General features: G+C 58.4%; 5 protein-coding genes and 1 pseudogene. 4 read left to right on the top strand and 2 right to left on the bottom strand.

The window, feature by feature from the left end; all coding sequences use genetic code 11:
- Positions 1-1,843: 1,843 nt before the first annotated feature.
- From ACXJKO_RS26810 to ACXJKO_RS26800, 3 genes and pseudogenes are all read left to right on the top strand, one after another.
- Complete coding sequence (locus tag ACXJKO_RS26810) at positions 1,844-2,608, top strand: histidine phosphatase family protein (RefSeq protein WP_457094098.1); 765 nt, start codon at positions 1,844-1,846, stop codon at positions 2,606-2,608.
- Positions 2,605-3,492 carry an NAD(P)H-hydrate dehydratase gene (locus ACXJKO_RS26805; protein ID WP_457094097.1) on the top strand — a complete coding sequence of 296 codons (888 nt, stop codon included), beginning with the start codon at positions 2,605-2,607 and terminating at the stop codon, positions 3,490-3,492. Before ACXJKO_RS26810 ends, ACXJKO_RS26805 begins: the two co-directional genes overlap by 4 nt.
- A gap of 501 nt (positions 3,493-3,993) precedes the next feature.
- A pseudogene (locus ACXJKO_RS26800) lies at positions 3,994-4,329 on the top strand (integrase core domain-containing protein).
- Between the two features lie 644 nt (positions 4,330-4,973).
- Here the strand turns inward: ACXJKO_RS26800 and ACXJKO_RS26795 are convergent.
- Positions 4,974-5,186 (bottom strand): hypothetical protein, encoded by a 213-nt coding sequence (locus ACXJKO_RS26795; protein ID WP_457094096.1) that lies wholly within the window; start codon positions 5,184-5,186, stop codon positions 4,974-4,976.
- A gap of 1,073 nt (positions 5,187-6,259) precedes the next feature.
- The gene (locus ACXJKO_RS26790; RefSeq protein WP_457094095.1) at positions 6,260-6,460 is read right to left on the bottom strand and encodes a hypothetical protein; all 201 of its coding nucleotides are present in this window, start codon (positions 6,458-6,460) and stop codon (positions 6,260-6,262) included.
- Positions 6,461-6,763: 303 nt separating this feature from the next.
- Here ACXJKO_RS26790 and recD2 point away from each other — a divergent pair, with 303 nt between their 5' ends.
- Entirely contained in the window at positions 6,764-8,962 is a 2,199-nt protein-coding gene (gene recD2, locus ACXJKO_RS26785) for an SF1B family DNA helicase RecD2 (protein WP_457094094.1), read from the top strand.
- Positions 8,963-10,227 lie beyond the last annotated feature (1,265 nt).

Here is a 10,227-nt window from a genome sequence, read left to right as displayed (position 1 = left end):
ACGCTTGGGTGACCGCGGTGGGTCCAATCTGTATCGTTGTGTGCGCTCACACTATCTCAAAGGCATTTCTGCCAGTGCAGTCTCGCCCTCACCCAAGTTTCGAAACAGGCCCTGTCGGTCAGCTGAACAGACCATCCGGCTTATGTGAACTTCGCCGAAGAGGGCGTATACCAAGCGGGATTAGTCTCTGACCTCCTCTGGTAGAACTCTCTACAGCCCAGTTTCTGGCCGGGTTATCTTTGTGCATTCGTCGGCTAAATCAATTCTGATGCAACCCAATAGGGAGAAATCTCTCCTAAGGGTGAGTATTCAAAGCTGAGCGGTAAGCCATAGGGTCAGCGCTCTGCCCCCGGAGTGCCTCAAGTGACCGCCCTCATAGCGGACCCCGCCAGACCAAGTGGGGTTTTCTTTCTCTAAATGAGAATGCCCCAGCCAAGCGGGTTGCGGACGCTTAGCCAGGGCTTGGGGGCTGTGGTGTTGGACACAGCACGGACAACATCACCCAAGGCCGGCCTCTGGTCAATGCGAGTGTCGGTAGATGGTTAAATGGATGCGTCTCGGCTGTTCAACGTCTGTCGGAGCGGCGCACCCGGCTGGTGGGTTCGTCTCGGAAGGAAACGCCCCAGCCAATGCGTCTCCGAATGCATGGGCCGAGGGTCCAAGCGAAGCAAAAAAGTGCCTCCGCATTGGTTCAAGGGTGATCCGCAGCGTGCCCAGTGAGAGTAGAACCAACCAGGGCAGGAGCAATCGGTTTGCGGGTGCGTCGGGCATGCAGTTCAGGATGAGAGTCACTGTGTGACCGGACTTGGCATCATCGTCAGGCTTAAGGTCCGAGTTGCTCCAGTCAATGATGCACTCGCTGTGTGATTTGACTTAAAAAATTAACGTTCTGCCAATTCCGGTATGAAGCCGGTTCCTGCTCGAGAAGCATAGCTAGGCATATGCCTTAGACCGGGCGGCGGAGGCCGAGTGACACAGCTCTAGGATTTCAGACAAAGCACCCTGGCTAGGGTGTTCCAGCTCGGGACATCCCGACGGTCTTCGGCATGATTCTGACGATCGAGACCCCGTCCCGTAGGCTTGGCTTTGTGGAATTCATTGCACGCCATAAGGGAACGCCCTAGCCGAAGGCTGAGCACCAGACCTTCTACCAGGGCGTTTGCGGCATTGTGATGCAATACTGCGACCCAGGAACTAGGTCTCCCGCGCTTAACGTCAACGCTGCCTAACGGCAGCCTTCTCTTTTCCGGCATAACAATCTTATGATCACTGAGAAGTTGTTAGAGCGCGACCGAAAGCTCCTCAGCTCTAAACGCACAGCCCAGCAATTCGGGGCCAGCCAACGATCTGGCAGGCAAGGCTGCATCCGCCGACGAAATCGGCGATGACTGGCGGTGATCGAAGCTTAAGCCCTTCGGTTAGGGCCTCCAAATTAACTTTGTCCAACCAGCCAAGACGAAGGCAGGGAGAATGCGAACGGTTTACGACAACTCCAGCCGTCTGGGCATTTGCGGAAATGCAAGCCGAACCGGTTCGTCCGATTGGAAGCAAGGGATAAGGAGGTAGGCGGCAGTTTTGAAGCCGCCCAAGCAAATCACGCGGCTTTCCGCCGCCTGCGCCGATCTGCCATTGGTGTTGGCAAATTCCGAGAACAACGCGCCATGTCGGTATGAACGTGATGTCGTTCCGGCTCCCCACGCACAATAGGGATCGGAACAGCCTTCATCTACAGGCCCATTGGCTGGCAAGAGCCATACCTTGCTGCTTTGGCTCGGCAGGAACCTAAGGCCAAGCCTCACGTTCTGGTTTCTATCTAGTGCGCCTGACGCGAGGACCTCGAAACATGCAACAGCGGTGGCCGGAACGCCTCTGGATCGTCCGCCACGGCGAGAGCGCCGGCAACGTCGCGCGCGATGCCGCCCATGCCGCCGGCCTGTCGCACATCGACATCGCCGACCGCGATGTCGATGTCCCCTTGAGCTTGCTCGGAGAACAGCAATCCCGCGCCCTCGGGCGGTGGTTCGCGAGTCTCCCTGCCGCAGAGCGCCCCAACGTGGTGCTGACCTCTCCCTACCTGCGCGCGCAACGCACGGCCGAAATCATCGAGGCGGAAGGAGGCGTTTGTGTCGAGCGCCATACCTTCGTCGTGGACGAGCGACTGCGCGAGAAAGAATTCGGCATTCTCGACCGCCTCACCCGCACGGGGATCGAGGCAATTCACCCGGATCAGGCCGAGTTCCGCCGTCTTCTGGGCAAGTTCTATCATCGGCCGCCAGGGGGAGAGAGCTGGTGCGACGTCATCCTGCGCCTGAGAAGTGCGCTCGATACGATCTCGCTCCACCACAGCCGCTGCCGCGTGTTGATCGTCGGACATCAAGTCGTTGTCTTGTGCTTGCGTTACCTGATCGAGAACATGACGGAGCAGACCATTCTCGAGATTGATGCCCAAGGCGACGTGGCGAACTGCTCCGTCACCGAGTACCGCCTCGACGAAAGCATCGGTGAGCATGGGCAGCTCCTGATGCACTGCTACAATTTTGTTGCTCCGCTCGAGGACGCTGGCGCACCCGTGACGTCGGAGCCCGACGCCAAAGTGGCGGCCCGATGAGCGATCGTGCGATCACACCGGAGTTCCTCAACCGAATACCGCTCCCACAACCGGCAGAGGACGGGGATAAGGATCAGCGCGGACGCGTGCTTGTTATTGGCGGAAGCACCGCGGTGCCTGGGGCTGCTCTGCTGGCAGCAACTGCTGCATTACGCGCCGGGGCCGGCAAGCTGCAGATCGCAACCTGTCGCAGCATTGCGATGCACTTGGGTCTCGCCGTGCCGGAAGCATTGGTGCTCAGCTTGCCCGAGACGGACTCTGGAGAAATCGATCCCCGTGCTGCCGATCGGCTGAGCGAGCGAATCGCACGCTGTGATGCGGTTCTGGTTGGCCCAGGGATGCTTGACGAAAAGACTGCTGCGATCCTGACCGCCGACCTGTTGAATTGTGATTCTGGAGTTGCATTCATCTTGGACGCCGGAGCACTAGGCCAACTGAGAGGCATAGCCTCACTTCTTGCCCGCCATAAAGGCCGGTTGGTGATCACACCGCACGCGGGGGAAATGGCTAACTTGCTCGGCATCGACAAGCATGACGTCCTGCGAGACCCTGCGGCGGTCGCCACCGAGGCGGCGAGCTTGCTTCACTGCGTCGTGGCACTGAAAGGATCACGCACACACATTGCGGCTCCGGACGAAGGTGCTTGGACCTACAGTGACGGGAATGTCGGCTTGGCGACCTCAGGGTCAGGCGACACGCTCGCTGGGATCGTTGCAGGTTTGCTGGCAAGAGGCGTCACACCGTTACAGGCGGCGCAGTGGGGTGTCTTCCTTCACGGCGAAGCGGGCAATCGCTTAGCCCAAACCCGCGGCCCGCTCGGATTCCTCGCGCGTGAATTGCTCGCCGAGATCCCTCGCCTTATGGCAGATTTCAATCATGATTAATGGGTGCCCTTGCTTATCTTGAGAGGGTGCGGGTCCTGCGGTCAACCCCAACACCATAATGGGATCACCCGTCTTGGGCCCCAACGAGATGAAGGCAATCCGAAGCCGGATTCCGACCCGAGGTGTTTAATCTCCCGTCGCGGGGAAGCGAAAGGGAAGTAGACCCACATGTCATCAATCGTCATCATTGGCTTAGGCTCACTTATAGTCGTCTAACCTGCCAAAATGATGCAAGAACTTCCACGGTTTTAGCCGCCGCTACCTTAAAGCACTGCGTCGACCAATTCCGTCACCTGGGCAACCCGAGTTTCCCCGAGGGACCCCGAGCCCTCTGATCAAAACACCATTCGATGATCATGCAGATCATCGGACCAAAGTGTGAGAGTTCTGCGTGAAGGTCAACCTGAAGTAGCCCCTGAAATGACCGGACACGATCTTCCACCTCCCTAAGAGATAGGAGGAGTGTTGGTGCGATGACTGGTTGCTCCAAGATCGAGGTCCTTGACGGGGCCGCAACGCCGCCGCCGCTGGACGGCCGCCGAAAAGCATTCCATCGTCCAGGCGACCTATGAGCCCGGCGCCACGGTGAGCCTGACACGCGAGGTGGGGTTGGAGCCGAGCACCACGCCCGTACAGAGTACACAGAGCAATGGCATGGCCGAAGCCTTCGTGCGCACGATCAAACGCGATTATGTCCGGGTGGGCCCGATCCCGGATGTCCGGACGGTCATGGAGTGCCTTCCTTTATAGTTCGAGCATTACAACAGCCTTCACCCGCACAAGGCGCTCGGTTATCGTTCCCCCCGTGAATTCATCGCCTCACGTCAACCGGGATGATTTGTCCGCTCTCTTGGGGCAACAACAGTGACACGCCCCATCCCGATCCATACGGATTGGACTTTGATGGCAAAGGAAGTGCCACTAAGGAAGTGTCAGCCGCGCTCGGTCATATCAAGACCGACTGCCTAATAACCTGCATGGCCGAACAGCCACTGAGGTGGAGACGAGACAGGGAGGTTTGCGTTCGAGACCTTCGCTTTCTTTGAGGCTCAGCAATTTGAATAGCCCTCAGTTCGTGATCAAACTGAGGGGCCGCAAGGGCATCACTCTCTTGCTGGCGCTCTTATCCGTCATGGCTTGCTGCTTATTTTTTCAGATGCTCTCTTCATCTACGCTCTCGACAGGCTATCCAGCCCCCCAGGGACGAACCTTCCTACTGTGTGACGCGCTCCCTGTCTGTTCTCGCGAAAGATCTGTCGTGCCCGGTCAACGCCAACTGAGTGCAGAGCAGGTTCTTGAGGCTCGCCGACGTTATGAGGCAGGAAAGCGGGAATGGATCCAGTTGGCGCGTCGGCATGGAGTGAGCCGAGGTGTTATCAAGGACGCCGTTCTCGGCTTCACCTGCAAAGAATTACCTATTCCACCTAAGGGGGTTGCGCCGACCGGCCTTTCCCTTGGCTAGAGCAAACCAGAACCGTTATTCAACAGAAGAATAGAGCGCCTAGCTCGGCCTGAAGCCTTAGGCGCCCAACCTCGTTGTAGCGCCAGACATCACGAATCCCGTTGGCCAGCTCGGTCTGTCCATTCCGCTCAAGCTTTTCAGCCGCGGCCGCAAGGAGTCGAGCCTCGGTTTCGCGTAAGTCCAACTTCTGCTTCAACTGCCGATAATACATTGCTCTGGTGGTCTCAGACATAACGGCTCCCATGCTGTCGGTAACAGCTACAGGGAAAAAGTTTCCGCATCTGCTGATCAGACCTTTGAGTTGCGTCGTTTCCGGCACCTGAGTGGTCCCTGATGCTCAAGGACGCGTGTATTGCTAACTTCTAAAGCCGTAAATGCCTAAGCGTAGCTATTGGCAACCTGCCAAGGGCAAATTACGCTTCTTACCTGGGGCGACACTTGCAGAAGGTCATAGCACTTGGGGACCGTGCCGCACGATGTAGCCGTGTCGGGCTTGTTCTGGCATCCATTGCGGTCATTGGTGGGGTCATTGCAGAGCCGCTGCTTTCATACCCAAGCCTTACCGCACGTCAGAGGTTATCCCAATCATACGTAATTTAGCGTCTCCGAATGAGGTAGAGAGTATCTTCAAGAAGGTTCTAACTGCTGCTCACGGGCCAATCGCGCTGTGCTCTCCTGCCTCGCTCTTACATGATATTGAAAACCACCACTCCGATGGATTTCTCCAGGCTTCGAGCTCCGGCCCTAACTAGACTGCCCGCAACTCAGCGTGGAGCCTATCTATTCCGTCATCAGGAGGCTCCAGAGCAGTTTCGCCTCACCTGATGAAGCATAGGACAGATGAGCAGTACGACGTTTCAGCGGAGCCTGAACGAGTCTTATTTACCCTTGGTCTCTTGCCGGCGATCCGCGGCAAGGACAAAAAGCCAAGCTGCCTCGGAGGATGCCATAGTCGACCACGACAACGCCCACGATCCACACGAGCACTGGAAGCACCACGGTGTCCAGGTGATAAAGGGTAATCGCCTCGACCCGAACACAGCTCAAACCCCATGCCGCGCTTCAATCCTTTGTCGATGACAAGCGAGAACAAAGGTGTCGTGGCGTTCAATCTGTTATTTCTCTTTGCCCGCACCGACCTTCTGCACGCCGCTGTCAACGACCTTGCCACCTGGTAAGAGGCAGAGATCATACAGGCACCAAAAGTCCGATCCATTTCACTGGCGGATGTGGCTCAAGCTCATCAAGCCTTGGGATCGGGCGAAACCACGGGTAAGGTAGTGTTGCGCACAGCGCCAACCTTCTTCAGTGCGGCAGCGTACGAGGCAACTGTTCACCAAGCCTCTGCTCCCGATCGATGAGCGCCAAAGTTGCTTGAATCCGCAGTGGGAGTGGCTGCCTGATCACGTCCGCGTAAATTGAGCGGAGATTTTGCCCGATCCGGCGCAGCAGTTCAGTGTCGGAGACTGCTGAAGGTCGCTTGCCACCATCAGGTCCGTTGTCCATCTCCACCTCCCAATCAGCAGCACCCCTCTGAATACCGCTTCGTTATCCGATCGTTAACCATCCTTCTTTTCGGCTGTGGAAACCGGGCAGAACTCTGTGAATGCTCGGGATTGGTGCTTGCATAGCCAGCACCACAACCAAATCGGCAGATTGCCACCGGTGGAGCCGAGTTAATCCGAATCGCCGCAAAAAAGCCCCGAAACAAACCCAGAACATCTTGAGCTACAGAAGGAGAGCATCCTCGTCAGTGGTGCCATCCAGCGATACAGTCGGAGAGGCCAGGAGTGTTTCCTGGCAGGCACCATGAACCAGATGATTCGCCCCTCACTAGTTGATCAGAGGCCGGTCCCGGATACCCTTGCGGGTTCAGTCGAGCGCGTCACCTTCCACAATGCCGAGAACGGCTTCGCTGTCCTGAAAGTCCATACGCGAGGCAAGCGTGACCTTGTGACGGTTGTTGGTCATACGCCTGCTGTGGCCGCAGGGGAGTGGATCACCGCGAGTGGGCTCTGGATCAGCGACCGCACGCATGGGCTACAATTCAAGGCTGAGGTCCTCAAGACAACACCACCGACCGGAGCAGAGGGGATCGAGAAGTATCTTGCCTCCGGACAGATGCGCGGCATTGGGCCAGCCATGGCTAAGCGGATCGTGGCTGCCTTTGGCGTTGACACCTTCGAGATCATCGAGGCTGCCCCTGAGCGCCTGACCGAGGTGCCAGGGATTGGCCCCATGCGCGCCTCTCGCATCGTGGCGGGCTGGGCTGAGCAGAAGGCGGTGCGGGAGATCATGATATTCCTGCATACCCATGGGGTGGGCACGGCAAGGGCGGTGCGTATCTTCAAGACCTATGGCTATGAGTCCGTCCAGGTCATGACCGAGGACCCGTTCCGGCTGGCGAAGGATGTGCGCGGGATCGGCTTCCGGACAGCGGATGCCATCGCAGCCAAGCTCGGGATGGAAAAGACTGCTCCTCAGCGCATCCGGGCTGGCATCTCGTTCGCGCTMCAGACGGCGACGGATGAGGGGCACTGCGCATTACCGGTTGATGCTCTCACCCGGCTGGCCGAGCAGCTCCTCGAAGTGGATGAGGCCCTGATCCGTACAGCCATCGTCGAGGAGCTTGCGAAGGGTGAGGTCGTCTCGGACACCATCGGTGAGGAGACCTGCCTCTTCCTGAAAGGGCTCCATCTCGCCGAGCAAGCGATTGCCTCCCGGTTGATTGGGCGAGCGTCTGGTCCAGCACCTTGGCCCGAGATCGATCTCGACAAGGCCATTCCCTGGGTAGAGAGCCGCACGGGCAAGACTTTGGCGGCCTCACAACGGGAAGCTTTGAAGCTGGTACTTGGCTCCAAGATGGCCGTAGTGACGGGTGGTCCTGGTGTCGGCAAGACAACCCTCCTCGACACAATCTTGCGTCTGCTCGTTGCCAAAGGCGTTCGGGTCGCGTTGGCAGCTCCCACAGGGCGAGCGGCCAAGCGCATGACCGAACAGACCGGGCTGGAAGCCAAGACCATCCACCGGCTCCTGGAGATCGATCCTAAGCACGGCGGCTTCTCGCGCAATGAGGAGAACCCGCTTGACTGCGATCTGCTGGTGGTGGACGAAACCTCTATGGTGGATGTGCCGCTGATGAACGCCCTGACCAAGGCCATCCCAGCTCAGACGGGCCTGCTGCTGGTGGGCGACGTGGATCAGTTACCCTCTGTCGGCTCGGGGCAGGTGCTGGCGGATATTATCGCCTCGGAGCGCATCCCGGTCGCCCGCCTGACTGAGGTCTTCCGGCAGGCAGCAGAAAGCCGGATCGTGGTGAACGCTCACCGGATCAACAAGGGTCAGATGCCCGAGGTGCCAAAGGCTGGTGACGAGAGCGACTTCTACTTCATCGAGATCAGCGACCCTGAAGAAGGTGTGCCGAAGATCATCCAGATGATTAAGGAACGCATGCCGCGCCGGTTTGGGCTCGATCCGATGAAGGACATCCAGGTGCTCTGCCCGATGAACCGGGGCGTACTTGGAGCCCGCAATCTCAACATCCAGCTCCAAGAAGTGCTCAATCCCAATCCGCCCGCGAAGGTGGAGCGGTTTGGCTGGCGCTTCTCACCCGGTGACCGGGTGATGGAAACCCAGAATGACTACGACCGGGAGGTGTTCAACGGCGATCTTGGCACGGTAGTCAGGATCGATGATGAGGAAGGGGCGCTGATCGCCTCCTTTGATGGCCGAGAAGTGTCGTACCCGTTTGGTGAACTCGACACGCTGGTGCCGGCCTACGCCACCACCATCCACAAGTCGCAGGGCTCGGAGTATCCCGCCGTGATCATCCCAGTCGTAACACAGCACTACACCATGCTGGCCCGCAACCTGCTCTACACGGGCGTCACCCGCGGTAAGCGGTTGGTTGTTCTGGTCGGCCAGAAGAGAGCTGTCGGGATTGCAGTCAGTGGCGGACAGATGAAGAGGCGCTGGACCAAGCTGCGCGAATGGTTAGCTGCCCACTGATCGACAGCCCGGCCATCCTTTGTCGTGGCGCGTTCAAGGTGTGGGGTGTCAACGCCATACGCGCATCTCGATATATTATAAGCTAGACCATGCCATTGCTCGCATACACCCAGTCAGGACAACCGCTTATTGCTCCACTGCTGACCGATCACGAGTGGGAGCAGTTGCGATCAGCGCGAAATCGCGATGCATGGATGCCATACGGGAAAGGGCAGGCCATTCCCAAGACATCGCGTCTTGGAACTCGCTTCTTCGCCCATGCTCCTGGGCAAGTGCCTAAGAGAGCGAAGGAAAGCGACCTCCATCTTTACATCAAAGCCCAGAGCCTGATTGGAGCCCGAACCGCTGGCTGGGATGCTCTGCCGGAGCAATCTGGAACGGCACCCGATGGCCAGGATTGGCGGGCCGATGTCCTTTGCCGCCGGCTCGGAAAGTCTTGGACGGTCGCCATCGAAGCTCAGGTTCAGATCCAGGGGGAGGAAGCCTACCGCCAGCGGCAAGAGCGCTATGTGGCTTCGGGCATTCGCGCCCTCTGGCTGGTCGCTCATGAGCCTGCGGCCCTGCATCGTTATTGGCTTAGGCCTGACCCACATCTACCGGCCTTCAAAACCACAACTTGGAAGGATCAGGATGGCCAACCGGGAGCGCATGTGCATGTCGACTACCTGTCGCTCAGCATCTCTGATTTTGTCACCGGTGCCCTCACCGGTCAGCTTCAGTGGTATGAAAATGGCCGGCACGGGATCATCACACTTGTTCTTCGTGAGGACCAATGTTGGCACCGCACCTGCCGAAAAAGAGTTCTTCTGGCCTACAGGGCTGAGGCGCCACAGGGGAGACCTCTTGAACTTGCGGGAGTCCAAGCGATGCAGGGCTATGCAGACGCTTATGCCAAGGCTCAAGCGGCTCTTCCGGATCTCGCAGAAGGCCCACGGCCCATCAGAAAAGTTCTCGCGTCGCGCTGTCCCCATTGCAATCGAGAGATTCAGTATCAGCGTGAAGACTGGGCAAGCCAGAGCGCCATATATAAATTGCCGATTGGCATCAAGATACCGGAACAGGGAAGCGAGATCGGCTTAGCCCCGCATGCCCAGTGGCACTGGGGGCCTCAGTCCCGGTGGCCCCGCTGGGCCCCCTTCGGCGGCATTGGTCCGATCTCCCATCAGCCTTTCATGAGCCGGCCGAGGCGCCTGGCTCCTAGGACAGGTTGATGTATCTTCGCCGAAAACATTGCGAGAGTCACAGGTCCTGCACACGGGGTAAAG

This window comes from Microvirga sp. P5_D2, from assembly GCF_054049475.1.
The sequence above is the reverse complement of the archived record's forward strand: the minus strand, read 5'-3'. Positions and strand labels throughout refer to the sequence as shown.